This is a genomic window from Burkholderia sp. Bp9004 (genome assembly GCF_003858025.1).
Taxonomy (GTDB): domain Bacteria; phylum Pseudomonadota; class Gammaproteobacteria; order Burkholderiales; family Burkholderiaceae; genus Burkholderia; species Burkholderia diffusa.
Genome location: NZ_QTQD01000007.1, coordinates 58,307 through 77,383, shown reverse-complemented (window position 1 = coordinate 77,383; position 19,077 = coordinate 58,307). Strand labels below are relative to the sequence as shown.

Annotated in this window: 22 protein-coding genes; 16 read left to right on the top strand and 6 right to left on the bottom strand. The window is 61.8% G+C overall.

Annotation, left to right across the window (positions count from 1 at the left end; all coding sequences use genetic code 11):
* Nucleotides 1-12 precede the first annotated feature (12 nt).
* The 4 genes from ctaD to DIE08_RS10580 are packed head-to-tail and all read left to right on the top strand — an operon-like array spanning nt 13 to nt 3,438.
* Nucleotides 13-1,773 carry a cytochrome c oxidase subunit I gene (gene ctaD, locus DIE08_RS10595; protein WP_124901851.1) on the top strand — a complete coding sequence of 587 codons (1,761 nt, stop codon included), beginning with the start codon at nt 13-15 and terminating at the stop codon, nt 1,771-1,773.
* The gene (locus tag DIE08_RS10590; RefSeq protein WP_124901850.1) at nt 1,770-2,384 is read left to right on the top strand and encodes a cytochrome c oxidase subunit 3; all 615 of its coding nucleotides are present in this window, start codon (nt 1,770-1,772) and stop codon (nt 2,382-2,384) included. Before ctaD ends, DIE08_RS10590 begins: the two co-directional genes overlap by 4 nt.
* On the top strand, nt 2,381-3,088 hold the full coding sequence (locus tag DIE08_RS10585) for a heme-copper oxidase subunit III family protein (protein ID WP_124627380.1): 708 nt from the start codon (nt 2,381-2,383) through the stop codon (nt 3,086-3,088). The genes DIE08_RS10590 and DIE08_RS10585 overlap by 4 nt, the downstream gene beginning before the upstream one ends.
* A gap of 8 nt (nt 3,089-3,096) precedes the next feature.
* Entirely contained in the window at nt 3,097-3,438 is a 342-nt protein-coding gene (locus tag DIE08_RS10580) for a cytochrome C oxidase subunit IV family protein (protein WP_124901849.1), read from the top strand.
* A 132-nt stretch (nt 3,439-3,570) separates the two neighbouring features.
* Here the strand turns inward: DIE08_RS10580 and DIE08_RS10575 are convergent, their stop codons facing one another.
* Complete coding sequence (locus tag DIE08_RS10575) at nt 3,571-3,858, bottom strand: hypothetical protein (protein ID WP_059599691.1); 288 nt, start codon at nt 3,856-3,858, stop codon at nt 3,571-3,573.
* Nucleotides 3,859-4,772: 914 nt separating this feature from the next.
* Here DIE08_RS10575 and DIE08_RS10565 point away from each other — a divergent pair.
* Nucleotides 4,773-5,087, top strand: a complete 315-nt coding sequence (locus DIE08_RS10565) for a hypothetical protein (RefSeq protein WP_059599695.1) — start codon at nt 4,773-4,775, stop codon at nt 5,085-5,087.
* A gap of 271 nt (nt 5,088-5,358) precedes the next feature.
* Here the strand turns inward: DIE08_RS10565 and DIE08_RS10560 are convergent, their stop codons facing one another.
* Complete coding sequence (locus DIE08_RS10560; protein WP_059599696.1) at nt 5,359-5,583, bottom strand: hypothetical protein; 225 nt, start codon at nt 5,581-5,583, stop codon at nt 5,359-5,361.
* 1,100 nt (nt 5,584-6,683) lie between these two features.
* Between DIE08_RS10560 and DIE08_RS10550 the strand changes: the two genes are divergently transcribed.
* The 6 genes from DIE08_RS10550 to DIE08_RS10525 all read left to right on the top strand — a co-directional run bounded on the left by DIE08_RS10550 (nt 6,684) and on the right by DIE08_RS10525 (nt 9,597).
* Nucleotides 6,684-6,887 (top strand): cold-shock protein, encoded by a 204-nt coding sequence (locus tag DIE08_RS10550; protein ID WP_059599712.1) that lies wholly within the window; start codon nt 6,684-6,686, stop codon nt 6,885-6,887.
* Between the two features lie 145 nt (nt 6,888-7,032).
* Nucleotides 7,033-7,353 carry a hypothetical protein gene (locus DIE08_RS35605; protein WP_185715847.1) on the top strand — a complete coding sequence of 107 codons (321 nt, stop codon included), beginning with the start codon at nt 7,033-7,035 and terminating at the stop codon, nt 7,351-7,353.
* A 235-nt stretch (nt 7,354-7,588) separates the two neighbouring features.
* Nucleotides 7,589-7,873 carry a hypothetical protein gene (locus tag DIE08_RS10545; protein WP_124627369.1) on the top strand — a complete coding sequence of 95 codons (285 nt, stop codon included), beginning with the start codon at nt 7,589-7,591 and terminating at the stop codon, nt 7,871-7,873.
* A 279-nt stretch (nt 7,874-8,152) separates the two neighbouring features.
* On the top strand, nt 8,153-8,365 hold the full coding sequence (gene rpsU, locus DIE08_RS10535; protein WP_082728854.1) for a 30S ribosomal protein S21: 213 nt from the start codon (nt 8,153-8,155) through the stop codon (nt 8,363-8,365).
* A 642-nt stretch (nt 8,366-9,007) separates the two neighbouring features.
* Entirely contained in the window at nt 9,008-9,223 is a 216-nt protein-coding gene (locus DIE08_RS36160) for a hypothetical protein (protein WP_124901949.1), read from the top strand.
* 89 nt (nt 9,224-9,312) lie between these two features.
* Nucleotides 9,313-9,597, top strand: a complete 285-nt coding sequence (locus DIE08_RS10525) for a hypothetical protein (protein WP_124901848.1) — start codon at nt 9,313-9,315, stop codon at nt 9,595-9,597.
* A gap of 381 nt (nt 9,598-9,978) precedes the next feature.
* Here DIE08_RS10525 and DIE08_RS10520 read toward each other — a convergent pair whose 3' ends face one another.
* From DIE08_RS10520 to DIE08_RS10510, 3 genes are all read right to left on the bottom strand, one after another.
* Complete coding sequence (locus DIE08_RS10520) at nt 9,979-11,418, bottom strand: DEAD/DEAH box helicase (protein ID WP_185715854.1); 1,440 nt, start codon at nt 11,416-11,418, stop codon at nt 9,979-9,981.
* A gap of 131 nt (nt 11,419-11,549) precedes the next feature.
* Entirely contained in the window at nt 11,550-12,605 is a 1,056-nt protein-coding gene (locus tag DIE08_RS10515; protein ID WP_124901847.1) for an aldo/keto reductase, read from the bottom strand.
* Nucleotides 12,606-12,675: 70 nt separating this feature from the next.
* A complete protein-coding gene (locus DIE08_RS10510; protein WP_124901947.1) occupies nt 12,676-13,266 on the bottom strand; it encodes a flavodoxin family protein in 591 nt (196 codons plus the stop codon).
* A gap of 118 nt (nt 13,267-13,384) precedes the next feature.
* Here DIE08_RS10510 and DIE08_RS10505 point away from each other — a divergent pair, with 118 nt between their 5' ends.
* The 3 genes from DIE08_RS10505 (at nt 13,385) to DIE08_RS10495 (ending at nt 15,551) form a co-directional block, all read left to right on the top strand.
* Nucleotides 13,385-14,290, top strand: coding sequence for a LysR family transcriptional regulator (locus tag DIE08_RS10505; RefSeq protein WP_124627365.1), 906 nt, complete (start codon nt 13,385-13,387; stop codon nt 14,288-14,290).
* Nucleotides 14,291-14,624: 334 nt separating this feature from the next.
* On the top strand, nt 14,625-15,077 hold the full coding sequence (locus tag DIE08_RS10500) for a pyridoxamine 5'-phosphate oxidase family protein (protein ID WP_124627363.1): 453 nt from the start codon (nt 14,625-14,627) through the stop codon (nt 15,075-15,077).
* A gap of 30 nt (nt 15,078-15,107) precedes the next feature.
* Entirely contained in the window at nt 15,108-15,551 is a 444-nt protein-coding gene (locus tag DIE08_RS10495; RefSeq protein ID WP_124901846.1) for a hypothetical protein, read from the top strand.
* A gap of 169 nt (nt 15,552-15,720) precedes the next feature.
* On the opposite strand, the gene DIE08_RS10490 is transcribed toward DIE08_RS10495, so the two are convergent.
* Nucleotides 15,721-16,119, bottom strand: a complete 399-nt coding sequence (locus DIE08_RS10490) for a RidA family protein (RefSeq protein ID WP_059605516.1) — start codon at nt 16,117-16,119, stop codon at nt 15,721-15,723.
* 129 nt (nt 16,120-16,248) lie between these two features.
* Between DIE08_RS10490 and DIE08_RS10485 the strand changes: the two genes are divergently transcribed.
* Together DIE08_RS10485 and DIE08_RS10475 are read left to right on the top strand one after the other, a co-directional pair.
* The gene (locus DIE08_RS10485) at nt 16,249-17,166 is read left to right on the top strand and encodes a LysR family transcriptional regulator (RefSeq protein ID WP_124627357.1); all 918 of its coding nucleotides are present in this window, start codon (nt 16,249-16,251) and stop codon (nt 17,164-17,166) included.
* Nucleotides 17,167-17,758: 592 nt separating this feature from the next.
* Nucleotides 17,759-19,066, top strand: coding sequence for a dicarboxylate/amino acid:cation symporter (locus DIE08_RS10475; RefSeq protein ID WP_059605468.1), 1,308 nt, complete (start codon nt 17,759-17,761; stop codon nt 19,064-19,066).
* Nucleotides 19,067-19,077 lie beyond the last annotated feature (11 nt).

The window sequence follows — 19,077 nt, the reverse complement described above, 5'->3', positions numbered from 1 at the left end:
GGAGCAGACGCAATGCCCTACGCGCACATGGATCACGTCCCGAAAAGCTTCTGGACCCGCTATGTCTGGAGCCAGGACCACAAGGTCATCGCCGTGCAGTATTCGCTGACGGCCATCGCCATCGGTCTGGTCGGCCTCGTCCTGTCGGACCTGATGCGGTTGCAGCTCGGCTTTCCCGGCAAGTTCAGCTTCATCGACGCCAACCACTACTACCAGTTCGTCACCATGCACGGGATGATCATGGTGATCTACCTGCTGACCGCGCTGTTCCTGGGCGGCTTCGGCAACTACCTGATCCCGCTGATGCTGGGCGCGCGCGACATGGTGTTCCCGTTTCTCAACATGCTGAGCTACTGGGTCTACCTGCTGGCCGTGCTGGTGCTGGTCGCGAGCTTCTTCGTGCCGGGCGGGCCGACCGGCGCGGGCTGGACGCTGTATCCGCCCCAGGCCATCCTGCCCGGTACGCCGGGCGTCGAATGGGGCATCGTGCTGATGCTCGTATCGCTCGCGATCTTCATCGTCGCGGCAACCATGGGCGGCCTGAATTATGTGACCACCACGCTGCAGGCCCGCACCCGCGGCATGACGCTCATGCGCATGCCGCTCACGGTGTGGGGCATCTTCATCGCAACCATCATGGCGCTGCTCGCGTTTCCTGCGCTGTTCGTGTCGGCGGTGATGATGCTGCTCGATCGAACGCTCGGCACCAGTTTCTTCATACCGGCCGTGGTGTCGATGGGGCAATCGCTCAAGCATGCCGGCGGCAGCCCGCTGCTGTTCCAGCACCTGTTCTGGTTCTTCGGGCATCCGGAGGTCTACATCGTCGCGCTGCCGGCCTTCGGCATCGCGTCGGACCTCATCAGCACCCATGCGCGCAAGAGCATCTTCGGCTACCGGATGATGGTATGGGCCATCGTCATCATCGGCGCACTGAGCTTCGTGGTCTGGGCGCACCACATGTTCATCGCCGGCATGGATCCGTACTTCGGCTTCTTCTTCGCGACCACCACGCTCATCATCGCCATCCCGACCGCCCTCAAGGTCTACAACTGGGTGCTGACGCTGTGGCGTGGCGATATCCACCTGACCGTGCCGATGCTGTTTGCCATCGGCTTCATCAGCACCTTCGTGCTGGGCGGGCTGACCGGGCTCTATCTCGGCAACGTGAGCGTGGACATTCCGCTGTCGAACACGTACTTCGTGGTGGCGCACTTCCATATGGTGATGGCCGTGTCGCCGATCCTGGTGGTGTTCGGCGGTATCTACCACTGGTATCCGAAGGTGACGGGCCGCATGCTCGACGACACGCTCGGGCGCGCGCACTTCTGGGCCACCTTCGTCGGCACCTACGCGATCTACTTCCCGATGCACTATCTCGGCATCCTCGGCATGCCTCGGCGGTATTACGCGTACGAGGGTTACAGCTTCATTCCACACTCGGCTCAGACGCTCAACACCTTCATCACCGTCGTCGCGCTGATCGTGGCGGTGGCGCAGTTGCTGTTCCTGTACAACCTGGCGTGGAGCCTCGTGCGCGGCAAGCGTGCCGACGGCAACCCCTGGCGGGCCACCACGCTGGAATGGCAAACGCCGCAAACGCCGCCGACGCACGGCAACTGGGGCGCCGCGCAACCCGTCGTCTACCGTTGGGCGTACGAATACAGCCCGCCGGGACAAACGGAAGACTTCGTCCCGCAAAACCAGCCGCCCGCGACGGCACCGGAACCGGAACCGGCCCCCCCGACGCTTCAACCCGGAGAGGCACGCAAATGACCACGCTGCCGCGCACCTTCGTTCCCGACACGCCGCCGCCCGTCGTGCCGAATGCGAGCCGCATCGGCCTGATCGTGTTCATGGCCGTGGCAACGGCATTGTTTTCACTGCTGCTGCTCGCTTACGGCATGCGCATGCGCGAGCCCGACTGGCAGCCGATCCCGCATCCCGCGCTGCTGTGGTGGAACACCGGCGCGCTCGCGCTGGCAAGCGTGGCCATGCAGCGTGCCAGGCAGTTGAACGTGCACCGCATGGCGTGGCTGGTATGCGGCGGCGTGCTGGCCGCCGTGTTCGTGATCGGGCAATTGATCGCGTGGCGCATGATGTCGGCGGCCGGGCAGACCCTCATCGCCAATCCTTCCAACAGCTTCCTCTACCTGCTTACCGGCCTGCACGGATTGCACGTGCTCGGCGGGCTGGCGGCCTGGGCCGTGACGATCGCGCAACGCCGGCATATGGACCCGTTCCGGGCTCAACGCACCATTTCCCTGTGCGCCCTCTACTGGCATTTCCTGCTGGCCGTCTGGCTCGTGCTGCTGGCGGCGATGTGGTGGCTCACCCCCGCGATTGTCGCCGCCATCTGCGGGCCGCTATATGGAGCCGCGCCATGACCTCGCCCACGCTCCCGCCCGAATCCGCTGCCCCACCACCCGCCGACGCCGGCCCTGACGGCTGGCGCGGCATCGTCACGGATTGGTCGGCCGACCGCGAAGCCTTCAAGGTGCCGTGGGGCAAGGCGATGATGTGGATCTTCCTGCTGTCGGACACCTTCGTCTTCAGCAGCTTCCTGATCGGCTACATGACGGTGCGCATGTCGACCACGGCGCCGTGGCCCGACACGTCCAAGGTGTTCGGGCTCACCGTGGCGGGCGTCGACGTGCCGTTGCTGCTGATCGCCATCATGACGTTCACGCTGATCACCAGCAGCGGCACCATGGCGATGGCAGTCAATTTCGGCTACCGGCGCAATGCGAGGCGCGCCGCCGCACTGTTGCTCGCGACCGCGCTGCTCGGCGTGACCTTCGTGTCGATGCAGGCCTTCGAATGGACCAAGCTGATCGTTCATGAAGGTATTCGCCCGTGGGGCAACCCGCTGGGCGCCACGCAGTTCGGCGCCTGCTTCTTCATGATCACCGGATTCCACGGCTTTCACGTGACCTGCGGGGTGGTCTACCTGCTGCTGATCGCGCGCAAGATCCTGCAGCCGGGGTTCACCGAGCACGGCAACTTCCAGATCGTCGAGATCGCCGGCCTGTACTGGCACTTCGTCGACCTGGTGTGGGTGTTCATCTTCGCGCTGTTCTATTTGTGGTGAGGCAGATCATGGACCACACCAATCCCGCCGATCGACCCGACGCCGCGCACGGCCAGCAGCACCCGATCGGCATCTACCTGAAGATCTGGGGCCTGCTGTTCGTCCTGAGCACGTTGTCGTATCTCGTGGATTACTTCCACGTGCAGGGCGTGTTGCGATGGGTGCTGATCGTCGTGCTGATGATCGCCAAGGCCGGGCTGATCGTATCGATCTTCATGCACATGATGTGGGAGCGGCTGGCGCTGGTGTACGCGATCCTGATACCGCCGCTGTGCCTGCTGGTGCTCATGGTGCTGATGGCGGCCGAAGCGCATCACACATTTGGGATGCGGGCACTGTTCTTTCGTTGACGACGCCCGACTGCTGTCACGCGATCGGGCAACCGTCCGCGAAAATCATTCCAGGAAGCACATCGATAACGGCTCACCGGGCGCTCGCGAACATGCGCAGGAGAGGGCTCGCCCTGAATGCACGTCGCACTTTCACAAGTCGACGACTGAAGCTCCGCTCACTTTCCCGTCGATGATGTCCTTTCCCTGCTGCCGGGCGGCGCGCCTCGCCACGCCAAAATCGGAGAAAGTATCGGGCTGGTTCAGCCTGAAAACGCGGCTGGCAGGTGAGCTTTCAATCGAGGCCGGACGACATATTCGTACCGCAATGTCATACCCTTCGGCGTAACGGGAATGCCTGTCAAAGCGATCGAACGTGCGGGGGAAGACAAGAGGATGAAGTTCGTACCCCTTGTAGAGAAGAAACGGATATGTCGGCATGTTGGTCACTCCACACGGGGAAGCCCACTATACACGGGAACCGGCAACGCAGGACGCCCCGATTTTTTTCGAACTGGAGCGACTGAAGGTGCCCTCGCGCGTATCGCGATCACCGGGTTTGCCAGCGGATCGCTGCCCGCACATGACAGCGGCTATCCGCCATCGAACCCGGCACACGCATGATCCAGATCCGCGATTGCGTTTCCCTCTGCGTGCCTCCTCTCGAAGAGCGTTATCACGTCATATGGCGTAAAATTCGATTCCTCGCGAGCTTCCGGCATGGTCGCTCGACGGCCTTCGCCCTACTCCGCCACGCCCTCGAGGTTCGCGCGCCGGCGTGCAACGGCGACATCGGACAAGCGTGCTTCGTCGCAGCCGAAATAAAGCGGTTGTCCGACCGGCGATGCGCGTATGATGGTCTCATCCGAGCCCCGTTTGCAGATCGACTGCTCGCCCGCTCCAGATGGTGTCGTGCCTTTGCTTGCGCACCACATTTTCCCCTCTCACCACACCGTCGAGCCGTGCGACAGCCGCACAGCCCGGAATCGGCTCCTGCACCGCCTTTTGAGTGAACTCGAGAGTTCCTGCGGGACAGAAAAACAAGATGCAATTCATAATCAACGGCGGCAAACATGAGCTGGTACTGTGAAGCGGAACGCGAATTGGTCCATATCAGGCGAGCGATCGGACTGCTCGAGCACGCACAACATGCGTTCGTCAACAAATCGTCTGTAAGTGATCCTGCGTATTGGAGAGTCAGGCTCGGCAAACTCCGCACGCAATCCGGCCAAAACAGGGTCCTCACGCTCCAGGTTGACGAGCTTTTTTCCCGCCTCGAGCGAATTCAGGATGCGCGCTGCGGCAAATAGCAAACTGTTCCGTCACCGTCATCGCTGAACCTTCGGAGCAATATCATGATCGACGCCAACCCGAGCAACACGTTTCGACACCTTCCACTCTCGCCGGATCAGGACGCGGAAATCCGGCACTATATAAAGAAGAAGGAACAAAGAGGCGAGGAATGGGACACCCCTGAACTTGCGATGATGCTTGAAGACATGCTTTCCCCTCCGCCCAGCGAAGACGAGGAGCCAGAGCCTGCGGTCGAAGAAACGAAACTGGCCTGCGAGTATGCATTGGCATCGATCGACGAAGCCATGGACTCTGTTTCCGCAAGCGAAGAACGAATCGCCGCGGTGGAATCCGAGGAAATGAAGCATCCTCGATGATGGTGCCTTAGCGGCGCCAACGTGCCACACCCGCGACTTGACGATCACGAGCGAATGCCGCCTGAATAAGCGCTCGTCGACGAACGCGACAAACGGCAACACCGCCTGATCCGTTCGCGAAATTTTGCGATCCTCAGGATGACATCGAGATGACCGGCAGCTCGACCGTTACCGCTGCGTAGCGGTCTATCGGTCGCTGAAAAGCAAGCGGCTCGATCGCGAATCAAACCGCCCACACCATCCTGATCAGCACCGGTTCCTCATGCGGCGATCAACCGCGTGTATCGACCCAGTTGCGTGCCCAGCGTGCCGAATGCAGAAGCGCCTGCTCTTCACTCGCGAAGTAATCGAGCGAGTAGAACTGGTAGCGGCCTTCTGTACGCGCGCAACCGGTGCGGTCGAGCAGCAGATTGGATGAAAAGGTTCCATCGGGCAAGCGATGCGCCGAAGGTTGAACCGCATAGCCGTTGTATAGCTGAACTTGTTTGTCGTGCATTTTAGTTTTAGTGATGTTCGAGTAGGTGCGTTTCGTGCGAGACGCGCACGGGCGCACTGATTCAAAGTCATTTCGCGCCGAATCCAAAGCAAGCGGGAAGTGACAAAAAGGCGTTGCAGCCAGGGAGAAGTGTGCAACGAGGTGTATGGGCGTTCGGCACGCTGCGCAACGAGCAGAGATGCAGCAGGAGCGCTCGTTCCAACTGGGGAGGGGCAAAGCTTCGCGTGCATGTCGCTGCGACACGGCGTCCCTCACGGGAAGCCGGAGCTCCAGACCTCACGGAGGCTTGATGTTCGGCGCTAGCAGACCCTGTCGGTCTTGCTTCGTTCCGAAACGCGCCGTCCTATTTCCAGCCGGAGTCTTGAAGCCCGCTGCTCCAGCCTGGGGAGGCTGAACGTGCAGGTCGTCGCCGACCTCGTCGGGGGGGATGAAGCCAAAGCCGTTGCTATCGGTTGAACCACTCGACCGTACCGGTATCCATGAATAATCCTTGAGAGAGAAATACGAATATCTGCCCTGCAAAAGAGGGCGCGAAGCGTCAAGGAGGGGGAGGACAACGATACCGTTGAGGGACGAGCAATTGATGAACAGCAATCGAACTTCTTGAACTTCGGACGACACACTAACCGCCGGGTAGCTCCCAGGTCAACAGGTATCTTGTAACTGTTTCGTCAGCCAGTCAGTTCGACGGTCGAGACGATGTTGCCCCACTTGGCGTGGCGCACCGCAGGTTGCAGAAAAAAGACGGCCGCAGTGGATGGTGCAAATCACGATTCCGCTATCCAGGCCGCGCGCGTCGTCCATTCGAGGCAAACCCGTCTTCGCAAAAATGTGTGCCGCGCTTGTGCCTCGACTCGACCGGCAACGCTCAATCCGGCTCGAAATCAACCAGAAACGGACAAGGGCCATGTTCATCCCCTCGACCGAAAGCGCTTGACACCCTTCCTGACGGCGCGTACTGTCGGCGATGAAGTATTCAAGAAGCGCGATTGCTGCCCATCATTGACCGCGACCCGCGGTACTCGTTGTCCTTTCCCTCCTTGATTATTTTCGGCGCCCATCGTCGGCGCATACGCTCGTTCATTCTCAGGAGATCTAACATGGATACCGGTACCGTCAAGTGGTTCAACGATAGCAAGGGTTTTGGCTTCATCACGCCCGACAGTGGTGGTGACGATCTGTTCGCTCACTTCTCCGAGATTCGTGGCGATGGTTTCAAGAGTCTTGCCGAAGGACAGAAAGTCAGCTACGAGGCCAAGACCGGCCCCAAAGGCCTGCAAGCAGCGAACATCACCCCGCTGTAACTTTCTTAAGCCCTCACAGCATCGCTCACGGAGCGGCGCGTCACTGTCGTCGCTCCTTTGCATCACGCACCTCCGTCGCGGACACGACACGTTTCGATGCAGGCCCGACCGGGCCGTCCGTTTCGCATCGGGACACTGGATCTGCGTGCAACCCAATGCCCGTCACAATGCGCGTGTTCAGACGCGATCGGAAAACCATGCACATCAGGTCGCGCAAGGCGCCTCCACGCGCCAAACAACCAGCGATGTTGCCGAAGCTCGGCACGGCGTTGAACTGGGTGCCGCCCAAACAGTCTTCAGTCGCGAAATCGCATCAAAAGAAGCGCACGACGTCTCCGCGATAGCAATCGAGATCGCCGCTGCACAAGCAGCCGCTGCGGCCGTGAAATGCGGATTCGGCGTGAAGCGAAGCTGGCTTCTCAGCCCGACATCACACGCCTGTGGCATCACCCTCGTGTGCTGTTGAATGCAATACGGAATCAGTTGAACGCCCGACAAACGATGCGCGTATGATGGGCTCATCCGAGCGATCACCCGCCCTCCGAGCGCTCCCCCTCCACCGCTTCCCGCTTGCGGCACCGCCCCGCCTCCGCGCTGCAACGTTATCCTCTTCAACCCGTCGGCCCGCCCTACGATGGACGGCGATCGGCCGGACGAGTTCGGCCGCAGCATTCGCTGTGGCCGAACGTCAGGAGCATGTCATGAGCACACATTTCTACCGTGGATTCGAAATTCATCCACTGATTTACCAGCATGTTCCGGCGACGAGTGGCGCCCCGCACAGCCATGATGCCGGCTTCGATGCGGCAGTCAGGATTTGTCTTCGCGATGCCACCGACACGATGACGCAAAGCCAGACTTTCAGGCTTCGCGACAATGCGCCGTTCGATACCGCCGGTGACGCACGTCGCGCATCGCTGCGCTATGCCGAGACCATCATCGACGACAATCGCGAAACACACGCGTTCCTTTCAAACGCAGGTTGAGGCAGCTCGCCATGTCGATGCGATCTGCATCGACCAGGATCACGAAATGATCGCCGACGCACACTGCTCGAATTGAACAGACGGCACGAGATCGCGTGGACCGACACGATCTCGCTCGCCGGAATCTCGCGTGCGGCGCTGTGTCGTCGGCAAGCGTGCAGATGTACATAGCGGTACGTGCTCTTTCGATTGGCGCCGGACATTCGGAATGTCGAGTCCGAGCATCGTCATGGCACGACCCGTCAATTTTTCATTCGAACACTCACAAACAGGACATCCGTGACGACCGTAACATTGAAAGTCAACGAACCGATCGACGTCGCGCTGCGGCGATTCCGTCGCAGCATCGAGAAAATAGGGTTGATTCGCGAGTTGCGCAGTCGAACCAGCTACGAAAAGCCCACGACAGAACGCAAGCGAAAGAAGGCCAGCGCCGTCGCACGGCAGCGCCTACGGGCGAAGCGCATGTTACCGCCTCGGAAAATGTACTAGGGGAACATCGTGTTCGGCCTGCCGGCCAACGTCCCTCCGTTTTTCACGCTGACGAAACGCGACGCAGATTTCGATCGGAAGAAGGACGGGGTGACGCTACTGCCGAACTTCCATGCGTTCGGATGTGAGTGCGCCAGCCGCATCTTCCTGACCGGTCATGACGCATTGCCCTGCAACTCGTCACCCAAAGGAAAACTCGTGAGTGGCTGTCGCCTTTCTAGCTCGTCGAATCACTGCAGGCAAGGCTTACCGTCCATCGCGCGAAATGCGCGTGGCGCGATCGTGTCTGGACAGGTCACGCCACTCTCCAGATAGTGAAGTCCGTCCGCTCCATGGACGACTCCGCGCGCTCGGAACGGCTTCCTGATGTGGAAGACGACTCGACAGCCCGCCCGCGAGACGCGCGCGCGAATCGGTTGAGCCTGCGACTAACGTGCATCCGATACCTTCGGAAGCATGTCTGGCAGTAACCGCAAAAGCATGAGGACGAGCATCGGGGCCACAGCAGCAAGCCAGCGAAACGAAGCGTTCATGGCAAGCTCGATTGTCGAGGGTCGGATGATTTTTCATTGCGGGCTGGCCCTCTTTCGCGCTGTGCCCTCGACAGCACAACTCGCGACAACCATGAATGTGGGGGGACTTATGCTCTTCGATTCGACTCGGTTCCGAATCGATCCGACACCACGCAGGGCCGATCGGCAGTACGTCGCACACGTGCGGATTATCACGATACTTGTGGACGGAGCGGAGCGAGAGGTGCACGCTAGCGGGGATATGGCTGCTTTCGAGCGTCGCGATGATGCAGTTGCGTACGCAACCAAATGGGCGGAAGGATGGCTGACTTCACAGTTCGGTTGAAGACGGGCATGTCAACGCGCGAACGCGAAGCACATGGCCGACGGGCTCCGATCAGCTGACGCCATCTCGAGAAAAAGGCAACGCCGGCGATGACAATCAACCAATGCGCTATACCTCACTACGTCGTTCTTCTGGGCGGCTGGCGCCCCTATGTGTTGAATATGGAACGCATCGTTATCCGACGCGAAGCAAGTCGGTTGTTGCTTGCCTTTGCACGGACTCATGGAAAACTCGAGCGTATCGACGGTGACGAATGGAACATGTTTTCCGACGCACAGAATCTCTCAGTGCTCGAACGTCGGGAGGCACGGTTCTACACACTGATAACAGGAACCGAGACCGAGCATCAGCTGCGGCTCCTTGCCATTCTCTGAGACCGCCGTTCCGGATGGCGCATGACGTCCCGTACTACTGCAAGATGCCGAAGCGCGAAGACGACACCGGCGCAGTCTCCAAGGGAAATGCATTCGGACGGGGCGCCCGGCTCCCGAATTTGTTTGACGTGCATCAAAAAACTACGCTGCTTGACGTAGACCAACCGCGCCATTGCCCGTTAGCTAAAAGCGGGCCACTGGGCTTTCATCAGACGGGCCGCCCGAGATCGAACCATTCCGTCCACTTCAGGCAAGGTGCAGCATGAATTTTGTTTTGGTGGGCGCATTGTTGTTCTGTGTAATCGTCGTCTTGTTTTGGGGCAACCCACGAGACGGCGACAGGTAGAAATGCGGCCAGCGTGGCTCGCCCCACCGTCAGCATCAGCGCGTACCGCGACCACCCACGGGCTTGCCAGCCGGCTTCCGCGAGCCCGCCGCCGTCTTGCCGGCGGGTTTGCCGCGCGGCTTTTGCACGCTGAACGGGCTACCGCTCGACAGGCTCGCCCCCTTGCCCGCAGCCGCGGCGCGCTGCCCCGAGGGCTTGCGCTTGCCTTCTCCACCTTTCGGTCGCGGCTTCTTGCCAGCCGCCGGCATTGCGCCCGCCCCCGCTTGCGGCACCTTGGGCTTCTTCGGCTTTTTGGGTTTCTTGATGATCTGCCCCGTCGCGCTGGTTTCCGGCACGCGGTGTTCGGCTTCGAAACCCGGCTCCTCCTCACGGCGCAGTGTCTGCCGGATCAGCGCTTCGATCGCGGCCAGTTGCGGTGCTTCATCGGCACACACGAGCGACACCGCCACGCCGCTTGCACCCGCGCGACCGGTACGGCCGATACGGTGCACGTAGTCTTGCGCGACGATCGGCAGATCGACGTTGATCACGAGCGGCAGGTCGTCGATATCCAGCCCGCGCGCGGCCACATCGGTCGCGACGAGCATCTGCACTTCGCCCGTCTTGAAGCGCTCGAGCGCACGCAGGCGCGCAGGTTGCGGCTTGTCGCCGTGAATGGTGTCGACCGCATAACCCGCATCGTTCAGCATGGCCGCCAGGTAATCCACGCCGTTGCGGGTCTTGACGAACACGAGCGCGTGGTCCCAGTTGTTCTCGGCCACCAGGTGCATGAAGAGGTCAGGCTTGTTCCGCTTGTCCACCGGCACCACCCACTGCTTGATCCTGCTGGCGGTTACATTGGGCGGGCTGACGCTGATATCGACCGGACTGCGCAGAATGCTCGCCGCCATCGCGCGGATGTCGTCGGTAAACGTCGCGGAGAACAGCAGCGTCTGGCGCTGCACGGGCAACGCGGCGAACACGGCGTTGAGTTCGCGTGCGAAGCCCAGCTCCAGCATGCGGTCGGCTTCATCGAGCACCAGCGTCTGGACTTGATCGAACTGCACGGCGTTCTGGCGATTGAGGTCCAGCAGACGGCCCGGCGTGGCGACGAGCACATCCACGCCCTTGCGCAACTTCATCATCTGCGGATTGATGCTCACGCCGCCATAGGCGGCCAGAAACCGCAAGTCGAGGCCCTTGCCGTACTCGACGAAACTCTGGTGCACCTGTTCAGCCAGTTCGCGCGTGGGCACCAGCACCAGAACGCGCGCGCGGTTGCTGGACACCGCCGGCCCGTGCTGAACCAGCCGTTGCAGCAGCGGCAGCGCGAAACCCGCCGTCTTGCCGGTGCCGGTCTGTGCCGCAGCCATGACGTCCTTGCCGCCGAGCACAGCGGGAATCGCCTTGGCCTGCACCGGCGTGGGTGTCTGGTAATTGAGGCCCTGCAGATTACGCAGCAAGGGATCGATCAGGCCTAGCGAAGCAAAAGACATGGACGTGTTCCGGGCTAAAACCGCAATTCTAGCGGTTGCCGCGATGATCGCGGCGCACGGATGCCCGGTGCGGGGCAGCATTGAGCGTCGGGCGATCCCTTCGAGCATGATAAGGATCGCCGTCGGCCGCCCTATTTCGACACGGCACGCGCGAAAGGCCGCGGCAGCCTGCCCGCCGCCTGACGATCGATCATCCAGCCGGGATAGTCGGGAGGCAACGCGCTCACGGCATCGAGATGCGCAAGCTCGGTCTCCGTCAGGACGACATCGACCGCGCCGAGATTGTCTTCGAGCTGGTCGACACGTTTGGCGCCGATGATGACGCTCGTGACATGCGGCTTGCCGAGCAGCCACGCGAGCGCGATCCGGGCGACCGACACGCCTCGCGCGTCCGCGATCGCGCGCATCGCTGCCACGCATGGCCAGGCGCGCTCGAGATCGACCGGCGGAAAATCGAAATGGCTGCGTCGCGAACCGTCTGCGGTCGGCGCCCCAGGGCCGAACTTCCCCGAAAGGAGTCCGCCGGCGAGCGGCGACCAGACGAGGAGCGACATCTGTTCATCGACCGCGAGCGGCACCAGCTCGCGCTCCACGTCGCGTCCGGCGATCGAATAGTACGCCTGCAGCGTCTCGAAGCGCGTCGCATGGAGCGCTGCGCTGAGCCCGAGCGCCTTGCCGATCTTTCCGGCGCGCCAGTTCGAGACGCCGACATGGCGAACCAGCCCCTGACGCGTCAGATCGTCGAGCGCCCGCAGCGTCTCTTCGATCGGTGTCACGGGATCGTTCGCGTGGATCTGGTAGAGGTCGATATGGTCCACCTGCAGCCGTTCCAGGCTTCGCTGCACCGAATCCATGATGTGGCCGCGCGACGCACCCTGATCGTTGGGCTTCGTGCCCATCACGCCAGCGGTCTTCGTCGCCAGCACGATGTCGCTGCGTGCGACGCCCAGGTCCCGAAGTGCCTGTCCGACGAGTCGTTCGGATTCACCGAAGGAGTAAATGTCGGCGGTATCGATGAAGTTGATTCCCTCGTCCAGTGCGCGGGAGATCAGTCGGGTCGCATCGTTCTGGCCGACCGCGCCGATGGCAGCCCACATGCCGGCATCGGCATTGCCGCCCAGCGTCATCGTGCCGAGACACAGCTCGGAGACGTACAGGCCGGTGCGGCCCAGTTGCTTGTATTTCATGGCCGTTTCCTTCGAGATCGGCGGGAAAGAGTGCAGCGGCGCCCGTTCCGGGCGCCCCGCACGCCGGATTTCAGCTGATGCGAGCGTGTCCTGCCCGGAATTGTGCGGCGATCGTTGCGACCCGCGCGCCATAGCGGCGAGCCGTCTCGAGGTCCCCTGCCGACATTTCATCGGGCGACGCATCGGCTGGCGTCTGCGCCATCGGCGCGATATAGGAACCCATGCGGTTCAGGTCGTCACGCATCGACGCCTTCAGGTTCGCCGGCTTGATGTCCATGCTCACCCAGATGCCGCCGTGCTGCCCGGCAAGCAGAACGAAGTATTCGAGCGTATTGAGCTTGTCGCCGTTGATGCTTGCGCTGTTGGTAAAGCCGCCGAAGATCTTGTTGCGCCATGCGCCTTCGAACCAGGCCTTCGACGATGCATCGGCGAACTTCTTGAACTGCCAGCTGGGACCGCCCATGTAGGTCGGCGAGCCGAACAGGATGGCGTCCGCGCCGGCAAGCGCGTCCCACGCGTCCTGTGCGATGTTGCCATCGGCGTCGATTGCGACGAGAACGCCGCCGGCGCCCTCGGCGACAGCCGTCGCCATGCGTTCGGTATGCCCGTACCCGGAGTGATAGACGACGATCGTTTTAACCGGAGAGATGTGCTGTGTCATGGTTGCGCCCTTTCGTTCAGGTGGTCGTCGGGGGACGACATCGGACAGCACTTTACTGAGTCGAAATTGAGTTATAAATGACGACCGATTGAACGTTCTGTTACTCCCAGGGTGAACAATGCAAAACCTCGATGCGCTCTTGATCTTCGCTCGTGTCGCCGAAATGACGAGCTTCACGCGCGCAGCCGAAAGCCTGGGCATCCAGAAAGGACGTGTGTCGATGGTGATCCGCGCGCTAGAGCGCGACATGGGCGTCGCGCTCCTGCATCGGACGACGCGGAGCGTGCAACTGACCGAGGACGGACGCGCCTTTTACGCGCGCGCACGGGACCTGCTGGCCGAAGTACAGGAGCTGCAGTCGATGTTTTCCGGCAATGGCACGCGCCTGCGCGGACGATTGCGCGTCGACATGCCCACCGAGCTCGCGCGCAGTGTCGTGGTTCCCGCGCTGCCGCAACTGATGGCGATGCATCCGGAGCTGGAACTGGAACTTTCGAGCACCGATCGACGTGTCGATCTCGTCCAGGAAGGATTCGATTGCGTGATCCGGCTGGGGCCGATCGTGGACGAGACGCTGATTGCCCGACCGTTGGGCCGCCTGCGCATGATCAATGCGGCGAGTCCCGGCTATCTGGCGCGGTATGGTGTGCCGCAAACGCTCGACGATCTCCTCGATCAGGGACACCGCATGGTCCACTACGCGCTGACACTCGGCGACCGGCATCCCGGGTGGGAATATCCGAGCGGCGACGGCTATGCGACGCTTGCATTGCCGAGCGCGATGCAGGTCAACAACGTGCAGACCTATCACGCAGCCGGGCTTGCGGGCATCGGGTTGATCCAGGCCGGGTATTCCGGGGTCGCGAATCATATCGAAAGCGGCGCGCTGGTCGAGGTGCTGCCCGATCTGCGTCCCGAACCCCTCGCGGCGTCGCTCGTCGTGGCGCATCGGCGCAATCTGTCGCCGCGCGTCCGGGCGTTCATGGACTGGATCGAGGGGGTGCTGCAGCCTTATTTCGATTGAGGGCGGTGTGGCGGGTAACGAACCGGCTTGCGAGGCGGAGTGGCCGCTGAGGTAGCGCCGACGCACGGATCGTCGGCGACGGGACGCCATGGTGCGGACCATTGATCGTCCGCGATCCGCTCCGGCCACTCGCCTCTGTCCGAAACGGCCATTCACGCACTTCAAACCCCGGCTTCTTTCGCACACCAATCCGGCCTTCCGCCACTGCGCGCGTGCCGCGAATTTCCGCATTCACTGACGACTGTGTGCATCGTCGTGTTCGGAATTTGATTTGCATCAAGCGCCGAATGACCCAGTGGTACAGGATCGGATTTCACGAACGGGAAGGTGATCCATGGACGAGCAGATCAAGCAAAAGATCCTGTCACTGCTGGATCAGCATCGAATCATGACGATCGCCACGCTGCGGCCGGACGGCTGGCCCCAGGCGACCACCGTCGGGTACGTGAGCCAGGGACTGACGCTTTACTTCCTTTGCGGACTGGAAAGCCAGAAGGCGGCCAATCTGGCCCGAGACGACCGGGTATCGCTCACGATCGATCACGACACGTCAGATCTGATGGCAATTACAGGTTTGTCGATGGCGGCGCACGCACGACCCGTGACTGATCGTGCCGAAGCAGAGAAGGTCTTGCGCATGCTTCCACTGAAGTATCCGGATATGCAAGCGCCGCCAATGCCAATGCCGTCTCCTGACGAAGTCCGGATATTTCGCGTGATTCCGACAGTCATTTCGGTGCTCGATTACTCGCAGGGCTTCGGGCACACCGATCTGTACACTTGCTAGCGTCACTCCCCGTCAAACACGTGAAACGCCGTGACGCGCTGCTCGCATCGTAGCCCCAGATGGGCAACCTGCGCCGAAGCGGGCTGCGTTTATGCATTGACCGTTTTTGTGATCGGCTTCGCCTTCGGAGCGATTCGCGTCCTGCTGCTTGTGCAGTTCCTGGGAGAGACGGCGGCCGTATCGCTCGAAGCGCCATTCATGCTTGCCGCAAGTTGGTACCTGTCGCACTGGAGCGCGAAAAAGCACGACATGCTGACAGATACCAACGAGGCGTTGCTGATGGGCGCAATCGCCCTCGCCATATTGATGCTTGCGGAATTGTGCATTAACGGGCTCCTGTTCAGAAGGACGATGGTCGAGTACTTTGCCGGCTTCTGGTCTGTGCCCGGCGCGATCGGCCTCGCAAGCCAACTTTGCTTTGCAGGCTTTCCATTTCTGCAGGCGAGCAGTCACCGAACCGAATCGATCACGTGACCGCGATTGCAGCGTCATGTTGAAACGCCGTGCTCGCACATGCGAGGGCCGACGTCGCTTCCGACCAGATCCACGGAATTTCCCCAACATGATCGTTTGCACAACCTGGCAATCCGGCTGAACGCCAGCACGGTCCCAACCATCGCCTCATAGTCGCCCGACTGAAGCGTCAGCTGTCGATCTGAAGTTTCGCAACGACCTTGATCTCGAAGTCGAAGCCGTAAAGCCATGTCACGCCAACCGCGGTGAGCGTCGGATGCGGCGCGTCGCCCCAGAATTCAGGCACGACCTGCCAGATGCGCTCGAACGTCGATTGCGGATCGACCATGAACACCGTGACGTCGACCACATCGTCGAACGAGCAACCCGCTTCGTGCAGGATCGCATTCAGATTGCGAAACGCGAGCCGCACCTGTTCCTGCAGATCCGGCTCGGGCGTTCCGTCCTCGCGACTGCCGACCTGCCCGGATACGAACAGCAAGCCGCCCGCCCGTACGGCCGGAGCGTATCTGTTGCGCTCATACAGCGCCTGACGTCCCGGCGGAAACACCACATCGCGCTTGCCCATCTTCACCTCCATTGACGATCATTGGTTTCGATCGCCCCACTTTACGCACCGACGCACACGCGATAAACCGCCAACCCTGTCCATGACTATTTGTAAAATGCAAACAATTCAATCGCGAGGCAGACACGCATGGATCGCTTCGACGCGATGCGCGCTTTCGTCCGGGTAGTCGAGTCAGGCAGCTTCACGAAGGCGGCCGAAACGCTGCGCATGAGCAAGACCACGGTCACGCAGCTGGTCCAGCAGCTCGAGGCGCGCTTGCGTGTCCGGCTCCTGAACCGGACGACGCGCAGAATCAACGTCACGCCTGACGGCGTCGCGTATTACGAGCGCGTGATCCGGCTGCTCGCCGATATGGACGACGCCGAGACGAGCCTGTCGAGCGCATCGGCGGCGCCGCGCGGCCGCCTGCGCGTGGACGTGCCGAGCCCGTTCGCGCGCCTGATCCTGATCCCGGCGCTGCCGGCATTCCTCGCCCGCTATCCCGACATCCAGCTCGATATGGGTGTGAGCGACCGCACCGTCGATATCATCGGAGAGAACGTGGATTGCGTCGTGCGCGGTGGCGAGCCGACCGATCAATCGATGGTCGCCCGACGGGTGGCCGATCTTTCACTCGGTGTCTTCGCGTCGCCCGGATATCTCGCGTTGGCGGGCACGCCTTCGCATCCCGCGGAACTCGACAACTCGCATCACCGCATCGTCGGGTTCTCATGGGGGCGCGCTGGCCGACTCTATCCGCTCGACATGCATCGCGGCGACGAGACGGTCAAGGTGCAAGGCCGTTACGCACTTGCCGTAGACGATGGCAATGCCTATCTCGCGGCCGGTGTGGCGGGCCTCGGCATCATGTGGCTGCCACGCTATATGTCGAAAACCCCTGTGGCACGAGGTGAACTCGTCACGCTGTTCGAGGACTGGCAACTCGATCCAATGCCGCTATACATCGCGTATCCGCCGAACCGTCACGTCAGCGCAAAACTGCGTGTGTTTATCGACTGGGTTGTCGAACTGATGAATGAACCGGCTCCGGTGGACCGGCAATGAACGTATACGGCGTCACCATGAGCGACCCGCATCCGTCCCGATGCCGGCAAGATCGCTCTTTGTCATGCGCGGCCCGCCTCATGCGGCTTCGCAGGCCATTACACGCGGAAACCCGCCAGGCCAGGTGGCAAGTATCGATCGGCTCTGCCCGTCATAGCCCGAACCAATTGCGCCGCGCGCCTTTCAGCGCCGGAAAAAAATCCTCGACGGGCGCTGCTGCGCTTCGTTGCACCTGTCTGCTTCCGAATGTTGTGCGCTGCATGAGTGGCGGCGCTCACCCGCCAGCGATTCGATGTGCGCCGCGCGGCCCATCTCCCACAGCCGGAAGCCGGCGCGGCGCGCGTGCCCCACGGCGAGACTGCCGTCGGGATTCGACGACCATCGAACCGGCGGTGTGCTGCTCCGCACAAATCCGATACCGGGTTGCGCCGGCCCCGGGCACCGCAGCGCCACCGGTGCAATCCTCGGGGAGGCAATCGGTCGCGACGCGGCGCTAGCGCAAACCCGCCCCCGGTTGCACTGTTCATCGTCGTTCGCGTCCTGTATCGTCCTTCCATCCCCGGTTGCGGAACCGGTGCATGGGAGGCTCACGATGCAGAAAAAAAATGCTGCAGCCGTCTGGATCCTGATCGCGATGGTGGCAGGCATCCTGATCGGCTACATGATCTTCATGAGCTTTCCTGACAAAAAGGCCACCGCCGAGATCGCCGGATACATCTCGCTCATCTCCGATGTGTTCCTGCGCCTGATCAAGATGGTGATCGGGCCGCTGGTGTTCTCCACGCTGGTCGTCGGCATCGCGCACATGGGCGACGCGGCATCGGTCGGGCGCGTATTCGCGAAATCCATCGGCTGGTTCGTCACTGCGTCGCTGATCTCGCTGCTGCTCGGGCTGTTCATGGCGAACCTGCTTCGCCCGGGCGACAACCTCGGCCTGCCGCTGCCGGACATCGGCGCATCGGCGAATCTCGCGACCTCCAAGTTCACGCTCAAGGATTTCGTCGGCCACATGGTGCCGAGATCGTTCGCCGAGGCGATGAGCAACAACGAGATCCTGCAGATCGTCGTGTTCTCGATGTTCTTCGGCGTGGCACTCGCGGCGCTCGGCGAACGCGGCAAGATCCTCGTGGCCGCGATCGACCAGCTGTCGCACGTGATGCTCAAGATCACCGGCTACGTGATGAAGCTCGCGCCGCTCGCGGTGCTGGCCGCGATGGCCGCGACCGTCGCCGTCAACGGGCTGTCGGTGTTGCTGAAGTTCGCGGTGTTCATGGGCGACTTCTACGTCAGCCTGTTCCTGCTCTGGACATTGCTCGTCTGTGCGGGGCTGCTGTTCCTCGGCCGCCGCGTATTCAAGCTGCTGGTGCTGATCAGGGAAGCGTTCATGCTGTCGTTCGCGACCGCCAGCTCCGAAGCCGCGTATCCGAAGATCCTCGACGCGCTCGACCGTTTCGGCGTGCGCCGCAAAATTTCGAGCTTCGTGATGCCGATGGGCTATTCGTTCAATCTCGACGGCTCGATGATGTACTGCACCTTCGCGGCGCTGTTCATCGCGCAGGCGTACAACATCCACCTGTCGCTCGGCACGCAGATCACGATGCTGCTGGTCCTGATGCTGACGTCGAAGGGGATGGCCGGCGTGCCGCGCGCATCGCTCGTCGTGATCGCCGCCACGCTGCACCAGTTCGGGCTTCCGGAAGCCGGGCTGCTGCTGATCCTCGGTGTCGACACGTTCCTCGACATGGGCCGCTCGGCCACCAACGCGGTCGGCAACTCGATCGCCAGCGCCGTGGTCGCCAAGTGGGAAGGCCAGCTCATGTCCGAGGCGGAAGCCGAGGCCAACCTGGCGCGCATCGACGCGGAGCAGGAAGGGACGATCGCGCATCCGGCGGATGTCTGACGGAGGCCCGA